We start from the raw sequence: 16,534 nt of genomic DNA, 5'->3' as shown, positions 1-16,534 counted from the left end.
TTATGCTAATACCATATTTATGCGCTATACGTGCCATTTATTAAAACTGATATTTAAACACAAAATGAAAACAATAATAATGGAGGTGAAAATATTGAAAATCCCCACAATTGAAGTACAAGACAATGGCCCTTATCAGATAAAAGGATCTTTTAATTTAATTGATGCAAAAGGAAATGCGTATGAAGTTGAAAATGATATTTCTTTATGCCGTTGTGGACACTCCGATAATAAACCATTTTGTGATGGAACCCATGAAGAAATTAATTTTAAAAGTGAACCACGTGCAGAAAAGCTAATGGTTGAAGTCTAATCTTATTAAAATCCGCCTACTTTCTAAAGATTTATCCTGTAGAAGGTTTGCGGATTTTCGCAAATTATTATTATTTATACATTAATTTCCACAAATCTTCTACCGTCACAAAATAATATCCCTCTTGTTTTAAATATGTTAATAACTCGTCTAATGCAGCAGCTGTTTCGCGTACATTACCTGCTGCATGCATTAAGACAATAGAACCAGGGTGTAAATAATCAAGCACATTTGCTTTAATTTCTTGCTTTGATATTCCTTTCCAATCCTCTGAATCAATTGACCAACCAATACCCCGATATCCCATTTCCCTTAATTTGATAACCATATTTTCATTTAACGCTCCATATGGTGCACGGAATAAATTCGTTTTAAAACCAACAACTGACTCTATCTCCTTTTCATTTTGCTTGATTTCCCAGACCATGTTTGCGACTCCTGTTTTTGTTAACTGAGGATGCCAGTAAGTATGATTCCCAATAATATGCCCTTCATTATAAATGCGTTTTACAATATGTGGATATTTATTAACACGAGAACCTAATAAGAAAAAGGTTGCTTTAACGTCATGTTTTTTTAAAACGTCTAAAATCTGTGGGGTATATATCTCATCAGGTGCATCATCAAATGTAAAAGCAATAACTTTTTCATTTGTTTCTGCTTTATATATCATTGTGTCAGGATATTTAATTTGTAATGGATAATTGGATGCTGTTGTTGCCCCTGTTTCGATTGGTAAATAAAGAATCCAAAATGAGAAAATAATGATTAATAAACGACCAAATTTACTCACAGTTATCTCCCCTCACTAACAATAATGTACTGATTATTTTACGTAATATATCGACAACTATACCGAAAATATCAGCCAAGGTCACAGAAAAAATTCGAGCTAGACATCATTTGAAATGATGTCTAGCTCGGATCTCGATTTTTTTGTAAACTCTATTCGTCTCGACATCTTGGAGAATGGCTCGACGTCCCTGGAAATGACTCGACTTATTGCTAATCCACTCGATTTCCCTCAAAAATGACTCGACATATCTTAGCTGGTGCTAGGGTAAATTGGATCTTTTTCTAGATCGTAACTTATTTAAGCTTTTTCTAACGTTACTTCCTGTGATGGGACTACAGGACGTTTTATAAACAGGGCTAAAATTAAAGCTACTACTGCAAATATTGTTGATATCAAAAATGAAAAATTGATTCCCTCTAACAACGCTAAATGTTCAATTGAATATTTAGTAATCAGCTCACCTGATGCTACTTCCTGTGATAGTTCAATACCAGCATTATTTGATCGAACTGTCATTATTGTTAAAATTATAGCTGAACCAATTGCCCCTGAAACTTGCTGTAACGTATTGTTCATCGCCGTGCCATGAGGGTTTGCTCTCATTGGAAGCTCATTTAGACCATTCGTCATAACAGGCATCATCACTAAGGACATTCCAAACATTCGAATTGTATAAAGTGCCATTAAATAAAAGTAGCTATCTTCCATTGTTAAATCACTAAGCATATACGTACAAACAGTCAAAATAGTTAAGCCTGTTATTGCAAGAGTTCTTGCCCCAAACTTATCAAATAATCTACCGGTTATTGGTGACATAATCCCCATCAAAATTGCTCCAGGCAACATTAATATACCTGAATGAAATGGTGATATTTCCCTAACAGTTTGTATATATAAGGGCGTTAAAAGCATTCCAGAAAACATAGAAGCTGAAATTGTAACTGAAATGACGGATGATAAAGCAAACATTGGGTACTTATAAATTCTAAAATCTAACATTGGTTCTTTCAATTTCATTTGATGAATAACAAATATTATGAGACTTATCGAACCAATAATGATTGTTCCGTATACATGAAAAGACTTCCATCCACTATCAGCAACTGAACTAAAGCCATATAATAGTCCTCCAAACCCTACACTGGAAAGAATAATGGATATAATATCTAACTTAATTTCTCGATTTGGTGTAATATTTTTCAATCTAAAAGCAGCATATACAAAAGCTGAAATTCCAAATGGTAATATAATTGCAAATAACGTTCTCCACGAATAATGTTCAATTATCCATCCGGAAAGAGTCGGTCCAATTGCCGGAGCAACAAACATCACAAGCCCGAATATTCCCATCGCTGTTCCCCGTCGTTCAACCGGAAAAGCAATTAATATAACATTCATCAATAATGGCATCATTAAACCTGAACCAGATGCTTGTAACATCCTGCCTACAATAAGTACTAAAAAACTCGGTGCTATCATTGATACTAACGTGCCTAACGTAAATAAACCCATTGCCCATAAAAAGATCGAACGATTCGTAAAACGCTGAATAAAAAAAGCACTGGCTGGGATTAAAATTCCATTCACTAACATATAGCTAGTTGTAACCCACTGTACTTTTGAAGGGGAAACTGAAAACTCTGTCATAATTGTCGGTAAAGCAATATTTAATAAAGTATTATTTAACAATGCAGCAAATGCACCAATGAATAAGATAGCTATCATACCATATGGTGGATTTTCGTGTATTTTCTTTATATCCATTTACGTTCCTCCAAAGCGCAATTATACTCACTCTTACAATTTTAAACCTAGTGTATAAAACTTGCAAATATTTTACTTATTCTTATTATAAATGTTGTGATACAAGTGAAAATATAATAAAATAATTTATACTATAGGTATAAAAGGTGATACAATCCATGGATGAGAGAAAAATAAATGTTATTTTAACTGCTAAAAAAGTTTTTTCAACAAAAGGATATCAAGCCTCTTCTGTTCAAGATATTTTTGAAGCATGTAATATCTCGAAAGGAACTTTTTATAATTACTTTTCCTCTAAAAATGATTTTTTAATCTCGTATATGGATTTAGCGAGGGAAGAGGAATTCACAAGGCGAGAGTCCATGTTGGACAAACATGATAGGTCAAACAAGGATATTTTCATAAAGCAGGTTTTAGTACGTGTTGAAATAATGAACGAATTTACGTTACTCCCAATTTATGAAGCAGCATTTCACTCCGACGATGTTGACTTAAAAGGGTATATAAACAAACGTTTGATTGAAGAATTATCTTGGTTAGCCGATCGACTTGGAGATATTTATGGAGATAAAGCTATGCCATATGTTTCTGATTGCGCTGTGTTAATGCATGGAATGGTTCAAAATATGCACTTTGCTTGGGAAACCATTACAAAGAAAAAAATAAACCTTACGATGCTGATACAATATGTTGTCCGTCGCATAGATACTATCATAGAGGATTTGATTGAAAGTAAGGAGATCTTTTTAAACGAGAGCGAGTATCCTTTTTTTAAAGCGAACTTAAAAAACGAAACAAAACAGACATTACTTTCTCAATTATATAAATTAATTAGTACTTTGGATACTAACAATCCAGCCTTAAAAGAATATATAGAATTTGTAATCGAGGAAGTACAATTAAGAAAGCCCCGTATACATTTATTAAGCAGCATGGAAGAAGTAATTAATACCGAAGCAGCAAATACGAAATATGAAAAGTCGATTCATCATATTTCACTTCAATTAAACAAGTTCATAAATGAAAAAAACTGTTCTCCCTCCTAATGAGAGAACAGTTTTTTATTAATAAGCAAATTTTTCTATTACTTTTAACAATTGATCAACATATTTTTGGCACTCTTCTTTTGTTTCTGCTTCAACCATTACACGAATTAACGATTCTGTTCCTGAAGGGCGAACTAATACTCGACCAGAGTCACCCAACTCATCTTTCACACGCTCAATTTCTGCGACAATATTTGAGTTATGTAATGCTTGCTCTTTATTCATAACATGGACATTTTTTAATATTTGTGGATAAACTGTCATACCTTCAGCTAATTCGGATAATGATTTTCCTGTTTCTTTCATAATATCGATAAGTTGAATCGCAGTTAGCATGCCATCCCCACTTGTACTATGGTTTAAGAAAATAACATGCCCAGACTGTTCCCCACCAAAATTATATTCTCCTTCAATCATTTTTTCCAGAACATAACGATCTCCTACATCGGCGGAAACTACGTGTATGCCTTCTTTCTCTAATGCTTTATGGAATCCTAAGTTGCTCATAATCGTCGTAACAACAGTATCTTTGTTTAATTGATTTTTTTCTTTCAAATAAGTCGCACAAATATACATGATTTGATCACCATTTACTATATTGCCTTTCTCATCAACGGCAATCAATCTGTCACCATCACCATCAAATGCAAGACCTATATCTAATTCTTTCTCTTTAACCATCGCTTGAATATTTTCCGGATGGGTTGAACCGACTCCATCATTAATATTAGTACCATTAGGGTTATTTCCAATAGTATATATTTCTGCATCAAGATCAGCAAATAAATGAGCTGCTAAACTTGATGTCGCACCATGCGCACAATCCAATGCGATATGAATATCAGTAAAGTCATTGTCCACAGTCTCTTGTAAATAAGACAAATACTTTTGAGAACCTTCAAAATAGTTACTTAACACTCCAATATCTTTCCCAACAGGGCGAGGCAGATTATCCTCCAAATCCATTAAACGTTCAATTTCCGCTTCACGTTCATCTGTCAATTTAAATCCATTTGGGCCAAATATCTTAATACCATTATCTTCAAATGAATTATGGGAAGCAGAAATCATAATTCCCATTTGTGAATTTGTTACTTTCGTTAAATAAGCTACTCCGGGAGTCGATATTACTCCTAGACGCATTACTTCTGCTCCGATAGAAAGTAAACCAGCGATAAGCGCTCCTTCAAACATTGGGCCTGAAATTCTCGTATCTTGTCCAATTAACACTTTTGGGGTTTTTCCTTCTTTAGAAAAAATATACCCTGCTATTCTCCCAATTTTAAACGCAATTTCAGGTGTCAAGCTTTTATTTGCAATACCTCTAACACCATCAGTTCCAAAATATTTTCCCAATCCTTATCTCTCCTTTATCCTGTATTCCAGGAAATTTCAAACTGAGCGATTAATAAATTGCCTAGTCTTCAATTCTAACTGTTACGGTATTGAATTCTGGTTCAAACTTGATGTTTTCTGGGCCATTTACATTTAGCTCAACTTTATGCTCTCCTCCGTCAAGTGCACCTACATCTATCGAGGTTGTAATATCTTCTTTCTTCAAAGACTTTATTAATTCGTCACTTCCATTGGCCGTTATATCGACAATTGCTTCCGCCGGATTCACGAAAGTGACATTGTCTGCATTGTCGCCTTTTTTATCAATTGGAACTTTTTTAAATACTTTTGACTCGCTTAGTTCAATAATAACATCTATCGATTCATTATTAGCTACAACACCTTCTGGTAAGTCTAACTCTACTTCATACGTGTCAGTTTTATCAATATCCGCCATGTCTATTTCAATTGTAGAAACTTCTGTTATCTCATTTAGAATTTCTCGTTTTCCAAAAATCTCAATTTCTTGTTCAGCCTCTAATTTCTCCAATTTTAAGCCATCAGGTAAATCTCCTTTTGTTTTAATCGTTAGAGGAACCTTCTTACTAGGGCGTTCAACTGGAACAGAGACTGTAACACTTGCAGGTTCGACAAGAACATTAAGTTCATTCCCCTGAATATCATAAACACTAACTGGAACTTCTCTGTTACGAATTGATTCCTTAAGGTCTGTTACATCGACAAATATTTTCACCATGGCAATTTGTTCAATAATAGTCTCAGAACTAATTATTGTTACATAACCTGGTGACACTTCGGGTTCACCAATTTCGTATCCAAGTGGTAGACTATCTATATTCAATAAATCAACACTAACGGCAAAATCCTTTGAAGCACGTTTTTCAATTACAACATCTATCGTTTTGGGTTCAATATATGCAGTTAAATCATCCGGCATATTTTCATATTCTATTTCTACCGTGTGTTCCCCTTCACCAAGTTCCTGTAAATCGACAAAAACTGTGAAATTTTTTTGTCTAACAATTGGTGTCAGCACACTAGGTTTTCCTTCTAGTGATACTTTTACATGTTCAGGTACGCCACTTACAACGTATTGATCCGCATCAATCCTGATATCCAAAGGCATATCTTCAATTACTTGAACTTCATTTGAATCACCTGGAAGCAGCCGTGACTCATTTTTTGTTGTATCAGTTTCAACCGTTACAAAGAGATATAAAGAAACTGCGAATACTAATGAAATTATTCGTATAAACCATTTACTTTGAAATAATTTATCCATTTTTTCTCCCCCTCCAATTGAGCGGATTAACTTCAGGGGTTTTAATTGATTGTGAAAGACTTTTTAGTATAATATTTGAAAGTCTATCCTCATCGATATCTCTTATTAGTTCTCCATTTTTCGCACAAGAAATTGCGCCCGTTTCTTCTGATACAACAATTGTTAACGCATCAGTAACTTCACTAATCCCTAAAGCAGCCCGGTGCCTCGTACCTAATTCTCTAGAGATCGATGCACTTTCTGAAAGTGGCAAATAACATGCTGCTGCAACAATTTTATTATCTTTTATAATAACTGCACCATCATGGAGTGGCGTATTTGGAGTAAAAATATTAGTTAACAACTGATTCGTTAACTCTCCGTTTATGGAAATACCAGTTTCAGCATACTCTCCAACGCCAGTTTCTAACTCAATCGTTATTAAAGCACCAATTCGTCGCTTCGCCATGTACAGACATGATGTCACGATGGAAGTACTTATCTTTTCAATTACTTCTTCCTCCGAGCGAGTTCCTCTAGAAAAAATACTCCCTCTACCAAGCTGCTCCAGCGCTCTTCGTAGTTCAGGCTGGAATAGAATGATAATGACAAGAAATCCCCATAAGATAGCTTGGTTCGTAAGCCATTGAATCGTTTGCAGATTAAATAGAATACTTAACAGCCAAACGATGATAACTACTAATATTCCTTTAAGTAATTGAATCGCTTTAGTTCCGCGAATTATCATTATTAATTTATATAAAACATACCAGACGATCGTAATGTCTACGCCGATTCTGATTATATTAACGAGATCAAAACCCCCATCAAACACGCCGACACTTCCTTTGACTAAGAAAAAGTATTTGATATATGAAACATATTATAACATATTACTTAATGGACATGTTAGAGCTAAGAACTTTATATGAAGATTGGGAAGTTTAAGAAAACCTTAAGATGAAACTCTTTTTGAAGATTTACGCTTCTTTATGTTTTAAAACTTGATAGCACGTGACGAAAAAAGCTGCATTTTGAAATTCAACACATCTGAATCCGACCGCATGTAAGTAATCGAGAGTAATAAAGGAACGTTTAGCCTAGTATTGTGACCATTTTTAGGTTAGCGCAGGTAAAACGGGCATGTTTTACACAGAATCATGACCATTTTTAGGAAAAAGGAAGCAAAATGGGAACGTTTAGCCTAGTATTGTGACCATTTTTAGGTTAGCGCAGGTAAAACGGGCATGTTTTACACAGAATCATGACCATTTTTAGGAAAAAGGAAGCAAAATGGGAACGTTTAGCCTAGTATTGTGACCATTTTTAGGTTAGCGCAGGTAAAACGGGCATGTTTTACACAGAATCATGACCGTTTTTAGGAAAACGGGAGCAAAATGGGAACGTTTAGCCTAGTATTGTGACCATTTTTAGGTTAGCGCAGGTAAAACGGGCATGTTTTACACAGAATCATGACCATTTTTAGGAAAAAGGAAGCAAAATGGGAACGTTTAGCCTAGTATTGTGACCATTTTTAGGTTAGCGCAGGTAAAACGGGCATGTTTTACACAGAATCATGACCGTTTTTAGGAAAACGGAAGCAAAATGGGGACGTTTATTTCAGGCTAAATTACAATTCTTATAGTGCGTGTTCAAAACTCCTATGTCTTTACAGACACCGCAATGAATGAAAATGGGGGTGTGGCGTTTAATAATTAATTACTTTGTTTATTATAGATACTACAGAGCTTGGTGATCGTACATTTCTATGACGAGCACTTCTACCATAGGAAACAACATTTTCGATGATTAGTATTCCTCGCATTAAGGGATGCCCTGGCGGAGCGTCTAGTGGAAGAAAGTATCCATAATGTCCAGATTTCCATTTTGGTAGTTAATAAGCTCAAGTCCAATCAAAAAACAGAATGGGGGATAAAAAGTATCATATAACAAATTAATCAAATAAATTTTTTCCAAAAAAAGTAATTTTACTTTTTAGGGAGGGTGCTTTTTTGTGTCAAAATTGAGCTTATCTCCCATTTTCGTATAAAAAGGAGGATAAAAAGGACCAAGAAGTTCGAGGCGGCGCAGTTTCGAGCAGCGGAATGTATGCATTTAGATACATGAGCGGCGGAGAAACAAGCCAACGAAGAAATTCGCAGTGTCATTTTTACCGGACTTTTTGAACATCCTCTTATAGTAATTTCATTTAAAAAAATGCACACCAGATAATAAGGGTATGCATTTAATCACTATATTAATTTTTCACCAAACAAAGACCCTACGAGGGCTACCGTAAGAATAGCTGTTTTATTTTTATCATCCAACATTGGATTAACTTCTACAAATTCTGCTGATGTAATTATATCTGCTTCAGCTAGCATTTCCATAGCAAGATGACTTTCTCTATACGTTACCCCTCCGATAACAGGTGTTCCAACGCCGGGCGCTTCAGAAGGGTTAATGCCATCTAAGTCAAAACTTAAGTGGACGCCATCCGTCCGGTCTTTTAAATAATTAATTGTTTCCTTCATTACTTGAGGCATTCCGATCCTGTCTATTTCATGCATTGTGAAAACTTTAATATTTAAATCACGTAACAGTTCTTTTTCACCTTCATCAAGATCACGAATACCAATTAAGACAACGTTCTCTGGTTTTATCTTTGGATTGTCATCTAAAATTGAGGTTAATTTTTCATGCCCGTAGCCTAAACTTACTGCTAGCGGCATTCCATGAATATTACCCGAAGGAGAGGTCTCTGTTGTATTAATATCACCGTGAGCATCATACCAGATCACGCCCAAATTCTCATAATGGCGTGACACACCTGCTAAACTTCCGATTGCAATACTATGATCTCCACCTAAAACAAGTGGGAAATGGTTATTTTTCACTTGTTCGTCTACAAGATTTGCAAGTCTTGTATTGGCTTCTACTACTTCTTGTAAATTACGTAATTTATCTTCTCTCTCCGGTTGATTCCGATCTGGTCTCGAAATATCTATATTTCCTAAGTCGTGAATATTAAAATTGAGTTTTTCTAATCTCTCTACTATTCCAGCGTACCGAATTGCACTCGGACCCATATCAACCCCTCGACGTGTTTGTCCTAAGTCCATCGGTACCCCAATTAAAGATATATCCTTATTCATCCCACTACCTCCCATAACTAGATAATTCTATTCTAGCCGATTTAAAGGAGATGACTCAACTCGACACAAATCTGCATAATTATTCAGATGTTATGATGGTCGACCCTGTTGGACACAGCTTAATATCTAGTGGTTTTATATTCATTTCTTTCCACTTTTTATATAGGTCTTTAGATGCTTTATCTGATGGAATGAAGGCAATTCCACAATCTCCCCCACCAGCTCCTGACAATTTACCAGCTCCGTCAAATTGTTCTGCCACCATACTTAGTTTATACAATTTTTCCGTTTCGATTTCTACTCCTGCGTCTTCTCCAATTTGAGATAAAGTCATTCTATTCTTTCTAATTCCATCTAAAAAGGATTTTCTATTATTTTGATTAATTCCATCCAAGATTAGATCAACAGCGTAATCACTATTTTCTAAAAACAGATGATACCACTCAGGTTTTGTACGTTTTAGAGTTTTAATATGACTAACCAAACTACCAGTAGAAGCCGGGGTTCCAGTCCATCCGATAAAAAGTTCGAGATTTTCTGGAAAGCTAACCTGTTCTATCGATAAATATGTCCAGTTTTTTTCCACCAATTTTACTATACTTGATTCTCTTTTAAGCTCTTCGTTTAACCATTCGGCCTGAAACGATGTATAGTTTATTACACCACCATATGTAGAAGCAGCAATATCTGCTCCCGAGCCGTTCCCCTGTGTTTTAATATGGGAAATAGCTGCCAATTTGAAAATCAGCTCTCTGCTTGGAGGTTCGGGAAGAAACTTAATTAAGATTGCATTAATTATTGAAGTTACAACTGCCGCACTGGAACCAAGGCCGTATTTTAAGCCAGATTCAACGTCATCCAATTCGCTATTTACAGTAAGCGAAAATGGCTCAGGAAAAATTTCGTTCTCCTTTAGATACGTTAACACTGTTGCAATTGCATCCCTTATAAAAGATAGCCGTGAATCAGAGGTAGAAAATTCAACTCTATTTTCAGTAAACTTCCATTCTAAATTATTTAAATTAAAGTTTTTTAACGTAACAACATTATTGTCACAAGCTTGAAATTTCGTATAAACAAATCGATCTACAGCCATCACAAGCAAATGATGATTAGGCTCTAGAACTGCAAATTCACCTGCAACCATTAGCTTTCCAGGTGTTTTAATTGTAAAAGTCTTCAACTAAAATTCACTCCTACACGTAGGAAATCCCTTCCCCAACCTTACTTACTATAACGTCAGAGACCTCTTCAGTGGCATGTAATTTTTCGAGAACTTTTTCTTCATCTTCTGGTAAGTATAGAACTTTAACATTCGGTCCAGCATCTATTGTAAAATAAGCTGGAACATTTTCCTTTCGCAATTCTTGAACGGCTTGCATAACTGTCATCGTATTGTCTTGCCAGTATGTAAAAGGTGGGTTTGCTCCCAAAGTTGTTGCATGCATTTTCAGACAGTTTGCTTCAGCAATAGAGCCTACCTTTTCAAAATCACGCGCTTTGATTCCCTCTTTAATTGCATGTAAGTCTGCTGGTAAACTTTCTAACCAACCATCATAAAACACTGATGTATCAACTGTCCTTTTCATTCCTACACGGCTCGATACATCTTTTTCTTTTGCCGTAAGAACAACTGCTGCTATTCGAATATCCCAATGATCTTGTGGTGCAATTTGGATTGCAAAAGAATCACTACCATCATTTGCTTCCCCTTTTTCCCATTCTACAAAACCACCGTAAACAGAGCGGCAAGCTGATCCAGAGCCTTGTCGTGTAAAACGTGATAAATCTTGTTTTGATAAGTTCAATTCAAGCGCCTTTGCAGTTGCTGCCGCAAGCGCTGCAAACCCCGAAGCAGAAGAAGCAAATCCAGCTGCAGTCGGAACTTTATTCATTGAAATCACTTCGGCATAAAGATTTTTTTTATTTGCGTGTTCCCTAAATAAATCAAGGTATTTCGTAACACGCTCGTACATGACACCAGAAATTGTTTCATTGTTTAAGATAAATTTATCCTGTTCAAAATGTTCTTTAAAATGAACGGTTGTTTCTGTATAAAACCCATCTAAAGTAACAGATAGGCTGTTATTAGTAGGTAAAATTAGTTCTTCATTTCTTTTTCCCCAATATTTAATTAAAGCAATATTTGTATGTGCTTTCGCAGTTGCACGCATGAAACTTCTCCTTTTAATCTAGGCTATTTTCTTAAAAGTTTTACTGTCGCTCTGTCAGATCTGATATATAGTTGAAGAAAACTGTACAGTAGTGAAAGTTTAAAAACTAGTAACAGCTTCGTAGATTTCCTCTGCGAAAATGTAGACAAGTTGCAAAGTAAGATACCGCTACGGAAATACACTCCGCTTTCCGTGGGCGGCTGATGAGCCTCCTCGTCGCTTCGCTCCTGCGTAGTCTCACCGAGGCCTTTCCTCCCACAGGAGTCTCCGTGTATTTCCTTCGCTGTAATGGTGAAGGTAACATCTACGCAGCTTGCTACTGTCACAATAGTTGATTAGAGCCGGAGCTAAAAGCGGTCACGTCCTGGGACTGTAGCTACGTTTTCGTCCCACCATAAAGATTTGTGACCAACGCCGGCACTAGCACGTCCTGTGCAGCGAAGGCTGAAGCATGCCCTAAGGATGTGCGACTGCCCAGAGGCGAAAATCAACGGTGCAGCATCTAGGTTGACCGATAAATTATCAACTTAAGTTACTGTACAGTTTATAAATTCTAGTATGTTTTGGAAAACAGCCTTTATATTTTATAGCTTAAAAGTTCCTAAACGGACAGGAAATCGGCCTTTCACCGATTTCCCTAGTACATTTATTCAGTTTCACTCTTTAAAACGAACGGCCATACTGCTTGCGCTCCAAAATTTTTCAGTTTCTCACTTAATTGTTTCGAATGGATTTCATTTTGCGCTAAAGCTATGATACATCCACCGTTTCCTCCACCAGTCAATTTGGCACCTAAAGCTCCTTCTTCTCTAGCAAAATGAATCAGTTTATTTAAACTAGAATCACTTACTCCGATCGCCTCCAGCTCTTTTTGCGCCTCATTTAAAAGATAACCTAAAAGTTGCTTACTGGATTTTTCAAGAGCTTCTCTTGCTTGATACGTAATATCCCCAATTCGTTCAATTTTACCGTAAACTTTTTGAGGTGTCTGTTTAATTAAATCCTTTACAGTACTAACTGCTGATTTTGTATCCGCCATACGTCCTGTATCAGCGACAACAAAATAAAACTCTCCACTTGGTGCAATATAATCGATAGGTTCTTCCTTTTTATACCAAATAGGACTATGGGAAGTTATTGTTAATGGGTCAATCCCACTCGGAGCTCCATGCGCAAATTTCTCAGAAATATTAGCTAGTTGTAATAACTGTTCTTTTGTATATTGTTCATTCGAGTACATAAATAACGATTTTACAATTGCAATCGCTACGGATGCACTCGAACCAAGCCCTTTACCTGGTGGAATAGAGGACTTTATTCGTATCAATAAATCACGGTAAGGAATTTTTAAAATTTTTAATGTTTGTTTTATCGTATTCACGATACCAGCTAAAGATTTAGGCGCAGACTCTACTGGTCCTTGATAAAGTGAACTATCAAGATATACACTGCCAATAACACGCTCGACAATTGATTCCACTCCGATTAATGGAAATGGAATCGCGATAGCTGGTTGTCCATGGACAACGGCGTGCTCTCCTACCAAGATTAATTTACTATGTGCTACACCAGTAGCAATTTTTTCTGGTATGGTAATTTTTTCTACACTCATTTTGCATACTCTTCCATTAATTTTTTTGCGTAACCAACACGAATTTCGTTCGACTCAACTAACTTTTTAGCAATAATATCAACTAAATCTCCCGAAGCACCTGCTGCCATCGCTACAGACCTGGAATGAAGAGCCATATGTCCTTTTTGAATACCATCTGAAACAAGTGCTTTTAGTGCCCCTAGGTTTTGTGCTAAACCTACAGAAACTATCACTCGTGCTAATTCTTTTGCAGAACCTACACGTAAAATTTTATAAGCTAACTTTGCCATAGGGTGTACTCGACTTGCGCCACCTACAATCCCAAGTGACATTGGTAGCTCCAACTCGCCTACTAAATTTCCTGCTTCATCTACCGACCAAGTAGTCATTGAAGAATACTGACCATGACGAGAAGCATAAGCATGGGCTCCTGCCTCGACAGCCCGCCAGTCATTTCCCGTAGCTATAATAACTGGATCAATGCCGTTCATTATTCCCTTATTATGCGTAACAGCACGATAAGGATCCGAAGCAGCAAATTCATATGCATGAACAACGCCATCACGTACCTCTTCACCAGTAAATCCATCAGAAGCGAGTAATTCTGGCGGTATCGTACAAGTTGCTTTTGCTAAGCTTCGATCCGCATAATTCGATAAAATTCGTAAATATACTTTTCCATCCGTTAAATGTTCTACAACCGGTGCCAGGGATTCCGCCATCGTATTAATGATATTAGCTCCCATAGCATCACATGTATTAACATACAGATGAACAATTAACATTTGATTATATTTTGAGTCACTTTCGTTAATAATACGTACTTCTAGCTCCTCAGCCCCTCCTCCTCTTGCGACAAGACTCGGATAAGCATCATTCGCAGCTCTAATCAGTGTTTCTTTTTCAGCCAAAATTGCTCGTTTTGCTTTGTCGAAATCAGGGCAACCAACAACCTGAATTTGTCCTATCATAATTCGCTCAGTCGCTTCCGTTTTGAAACCACCGGCTTCTCGTACAATTTTGGCAATATAACTTGCAGAGGCTACGATAGAAGGTTCTTCCACAGCCATTGGAATAATATAATCTTTTCCATCTATCAAGAAATTCAGCCCCAAACCGAGAGGTAGCGAAAAAGTTCCAACGACATTTTCTATCATCTTATCCGCTGTTTCCTCCGGTAAGGAAACTTGATCTAGTAATTGTACCGCATCTTCTTCAGATAGATCGTATAGATCAATAATATATTGCTTTCTCTCTTCAATCGACATTTTATAAAAGCCAGGAACTCTAGAAGATATCTCCATCCAATTCACCCTTAGAAAGTGTTATCAATAATGCGATTATATTAAATAAGAAATATATATTACATAATAAACGTAATCTACTATATAATTATACCAAAAACCACCTATAAATTGCTTGTTTATTTACTTTTATTCATATAATTGACTCTATTATGTGAAAAACCTAACAAAAATGCAAATAAACAAGGTGTTTATTACACTCCCTTGTTTATCTTTGTCTAATTTCAAGATTAAATATTATAAATATAGCTGGGCTACTAGGATTCGAACCTAGGAGTGACGGAACCAAAATCCGTTGCCTTACCGCTTGGCTATAGCCCAATCAAATTTATCTATATATAAATGGAGGGGGGCAGATTCGAACTGCCGAACCCGATGGGAGCGGATTTACAGTCCGCCGCGTTTAGCCACTTCGCTACCCCTCCATATAATTTACAGTCTAGGAGAAAATTATTCCTAACAATTAAAAATGCCGGCCAGAGGACTTGAACCCCCAACCTACTGATTACAAGTCAGTTGCTCTACCAATTGAGCTAGGCCGGCATTAGGTAATGACCCGTACGGGATTCGAACCCGTGTTACCGCCGTGAAAGGGCGGTGTCTTAACCACTTGACCAACGGGCCAAAAGTAAGCAGCTCAAAAGCCAACAGATTTTATTATATACAAGCTTTATTTTTTTGTAAAGAGTTTTGTTAAACTTTTTTATTATAATAATGAAAATGGTTGTAGTATGAAACAAATTGTGAAATCGTTATAATAAAGAAAGTACATATTTTGGAGGTGCCATTAATGTCAGGTTTATTAAATGGAAAAAATATTATTGTAATGGGAGTTGCAAATCAACGAAGTATTGCATGGGGCATTGCTAAATCCCTTCACCGCGAAGGAGCAAACCTTATTTTTACAAATAGACAAGAACGTTCTTATCAAAAACTTCAAAAGTTATTAGTTGAAAATAATATCGAAGCCAAACTATTAGTTTCTTGTGATGTAGCTAGTGATGAAAGTATTAAAGCTGCTTTTAAAGAAATTAAAGAAAAAGTAGGGACGATTCACGGTCTTGTCCATTCAGTTGCATTTGCAAATCGTGAAGAACTACAAGGCAAATATGCGGAAACATCTAGAGACGGATTCTTACTTGCACAAGAAATAAGTGCCTACTCCTTAGTAGCAGTTGCAAACGAAGTAAGAAAATTAATGACTGAAGGTGGAAGCATTGTTACACAATCTTATCTAGGTGCGGAAAGAGTTGTAAAAAATTATAACGTTATGGGAGTAGCTAAAGCATCTCTAGAAGCAAGCGTTAGATATTTGGCCGAAGATGTAGGTAAGAACGATATCCGTGTAAATGCGATATCAGCAGGACCGATCCGTACATTATCTGCTAAAGGGGTATCTGGTTTGAATGAAATCCACTCTATTATTGAAGAAAAAGCTCCACTTAGAAGAAATATCGATCAAGAGCAGGTAGGAGATGCAACGATGTTTTTATTAAGTGATCTTGCACGTGGAATTACTGGCGAAGTGATCCATGTCGATTCTGGATTTCATATTATGGGACTTTAAAGTCTACAATTATCGGGGTATGGAAAAGATCTTTTAAGAAAATTTTTTTCAAAGACATATATCATTTTTGTACCCTTGGGGGATGCTCGAGTTATCTTTTGGATTCCTTTCACCCTAAAAAGCACGTGAGATAACACTATATTTCCTTTAAACCAACTTTTATCTGAAATGGGGCGAGCGAGGTAAATCTTACTTGCCCTTTTT

13 protein-coding genes and 4 tRNA genes are annotated in these 16,534 nt (G+C 36.3%); 3 read left to right on the top strand and 14 right to left on the bottom strand.

Annotation, left to right across the window (positions count from 1 at the left end; genetic code table 11):
• Positions 1-94 precede the first annotated feature (94 nt).
• The gene (locus SPD89_RS15440) at positions 95-313 is read left to right on the top strand and encodes a CDGSH iron-sulfur domain-containing protein (RefSeq protein WP_442961180.1); all 219 of its coding nucleotides are present in this window, start codon (positions 95-97) and stop codon (positions 311-313) included.
• A gap of 70 nt (positions 314-383) precedes the next feature.
• Here the strand turns inward: SPD89_RS15440 and SPD89_RS15435 are convergent, their stop codons facing one another.
• Positions 384-1,106 carry a polysaccharide deacetylase family protein gene (locus tag SPD89_RS15435; RefSeq protein ID WP_336262845.1) on the bottom strand — a complete coding sequence of 241 codons (723 nt, stop codon included), beginning with the start codon at positions 1,104-1,106 and terminating at the stop codon, positions 384-386.
• Between the two features lie 300 nt (positions 1,107-1,406).
• Complete coding sequence (locus SPD89_RS15430; protein ID WP_336262844.1) at positions 1,407-2,873, bottom strand: DHA2 family efflux MFS transporter permease subunit; 1,467 nt, start codon at positions 2,871-2,873, stop codon at positions 1,407-1,409.
• 158 nt (positions 2,874-3,031) lie between these two features.
• Here SPD89_RS15430 and SPD89_RS15425 point away from each other — a divergent pair, with 158 nt between their 5' ends.
• Complete coding sequence (locus SPD89_RS15425) at positions 3,032-3,919, top strand: TetR/AcrR family transcriptional regulator (RefSeq protein WP_336262843.1); 888 nt, start codon at positions 3,032-3,034, stop codon at positions 3,917-3,919.
• Positions 3,920-3,937: 18 nt separating this feature from the next.
• Here the strand turns inward: SPD89_RS15425 and glmM are convergent, their stop codons facing one another.
• The 12 genes from glmM to SPD89_RS15365 form a co-directional block, all read right to left on the bottom strand.
• The gene (gene glmM / locus SPD89_RS15420; protein ID WP_336262842.1) at positions 3,938-5,275 is read right to left on the bottom strand and encodes a phosphoglucosamine mutase; all 1,338 of its coding nucleotides are present in this window, start codon (positions 5,273-5,275) and stop codon (positions 3,938-3,940) included.
• A gap of 61 nt (positions 5,276-5,336) precedes the next feature.
• Positions 5,337-6,557 (bottom strand): CdaR family protein, encoded by a 1,221-nt coding sequence (locus SPD89_RS15415; protein ID WP_336262841.1) that lies wholly within the window; start codon positions 6,555-6,557, stop codon positions 5,337-5,339.
• Positions 6,550-7,371: a diadenylate cyclase CdaA gene (gene cdaA / locus SPD89_RS15410; protein ID WP_336262840.1), complete on the bottom strand. Its 822-nt coding sequence runs from the start codon at positions 7,369-7,371 to the stop codon at positions 6,550-6,552. The genes SPD89_RS15415 and cdaA overlap by 8 nt, the downstream gene beginning before the upstream one ends.
• A gap of 1,417 nt (positions 7,372-8,788) precedes the next feature.
• Entirely contained in the window at positions 8,789-9,691 is a 903-nt protein-coding gene (gene rocF, locus SPD89_RS15405) for an arginase (RefSeq protein WP_336262839.1), read from the bottom strand.
• A 79-nt stretch (positions 9,692-9,770) separates the two neighbouring features.
• Positions 9,771-10,874: a phosphomevalonate kinase gene (locus SPD89_RS15400; RefSeq protein ID WP_336262838.1), complete on the bottom strand. Its 1,104-nt coding sequence runs from the start codon at positions 10,872-10,874 to the stop codon at positions 9,771-9,773.
• 13 nt (positions 10,875-10,887) lie between these two features.
• On the bottom strand, positions 10,888-11,865 hold the full coding sequence (gene mvaD, locus SPD89_RS15395) for a diphosphomevalonate decarboxylase (RefSeq protein ID WP_336262837.1): 978 nt from the start codon (positions 11,863-11,865) through the stop codon (positions 10,888-10,890).
• 646 nt (positions 11,866-12,511) lie between these two features.
• Positions 12,512-13,477 carry a mevalonate kinase gene (mvk, locus tag SPD89_RS15390; RefSeq protein WP_336262836.1) on the bottom strand — a complete coding sequence of 322 codons (966 nt, stop codon included), beginning with the start codon at positions 13,475-13,477 and terminating at the stop codon, positions 12,512-12,514.
• A complete protein-coding gene (locus tag SPD89_RS15385) occupies positions 13,474-14,763 on the bottom strand; it encodes a hydroxymethylglutaryl-CoA reductase, degradative (protein WP_336262835.1) in 1,290 nt (429 codons plus the stop codon). The genes mvk and SPD89_RS15385 overlap by 4 nt, the downstream gene beginning before the upstream one ends.
• A 249-nt stretch (positions 14,764-15,012) precedes the next feature.
• Positions 15,013-15,084 (bottom strand) — tRNA-Gln (locus SPD89_RS15380).
• Between the two features lie 22 nt (positions 15,085-15,106).
• A tRNA-Tyr gene (locus SPD89_RS15375) sits at positions 15,107-15,188 on the bottom strand.
• A gap of 45 nt (positions 15,189-15,233) precedes the next feature.
• Positions 15,234-15,306 (bottom strand) — tRNA-Thr (locus SPD89_RS15370).
• Between the two features lie 9 nt (positions 15,307-15,315).
• A tRNA-Glu gene (locus tag SPD89_RS15365) sits at positions 15,316-15,387 on the bottom strand.
• Positions 15,388-15,553: 166 nt separating this feature from the next.
• Here SPD89_RS15365 and fabI point away from each other — a divergent pair.
• Positions 15,554-16,330, top strand: coding sequence for an enoyl-ACP reductase FabI (fabI, locus tag SPD89_RS15360; RefSeq protein ID WP_336262834.1), 777 nt, complete (start codon positions 15,554-15,556; stop codon positions 16,328-16,330).
• Positions 16,331-16,534 lie beyond the last annotated feature (204 nt).

Origin of the sequence: Pseudogracilibacillus sp. SO30301A, assembly GCF_037072025.1 — a bacterium.
In the GTDB taxonomy this organism is placed as follows: domain Bacteria; phylum Bacillota; class Bacilli; order Bacillales; family Amphibacillaceae; genus Pseudogracilibacillus.
This window is presented reverse-complemented; position numbering and strand designations above follow the sequence as displayed.

Excerpts from the sequence above, each read along its gene's own strand:
- SPD89_RS15430 (WP_336262844.1), bottom strand. The coding sequence starts at position 2,873 with ATGGATATAAAGAAAATACACGAAAATCCACCATATGGTATGATAGCT.
- SPD89_RS15425 (WP_336262843.1), top strand. The coding sequence starts at position 3,032 with ATGGATGAGAGAAAAATAAATGTTATTTTAACTGCTAAAAAAGTTTTT.
- SPD89_RS15415 (WP_336262841.1), bottom strand. The coding sequence starts at position 6,557 with ATGGATAAATTATTTCAAAGTAAATGGTTTATACGAATAATTTCATTA.
- rocF (WP_336262839.1), bottom strand. The coding sequence starts at position 9,691 with ATGAATAAGGATATATCTTTAATTGGGGTACCGATGGACTTAGGACAA.
- mvaD (WP_336262837.1), bottom strand. The coding sequence starts at position 11,865 with ATGCGTGCAACTGCGAAAGCACATACAAATATTGCTTTAATTAAATAT.
- mvk (WP_336262836.1), bottom strand. The coding sequence starts at position 13,477 with ATGAGTGTAGAAAAAATTACCATACCAGAAAAAATTGCTACTGGTGTA.
- SPD89_RS15385 (WP_336262835.1), bottom strand. The coding sequence starts at position 14,763 with ATGGAGATATCTTCTAGAGTTCCTGGCTTTTATAAAATGTCGATTGAA.
- fabI (WP_336262834.1), top strand. The coding sequence starts at position 15,554 with ATGTCAGGTTTATTAAATGGAAAAAATATTATTGTAATGGGAGTTGCA.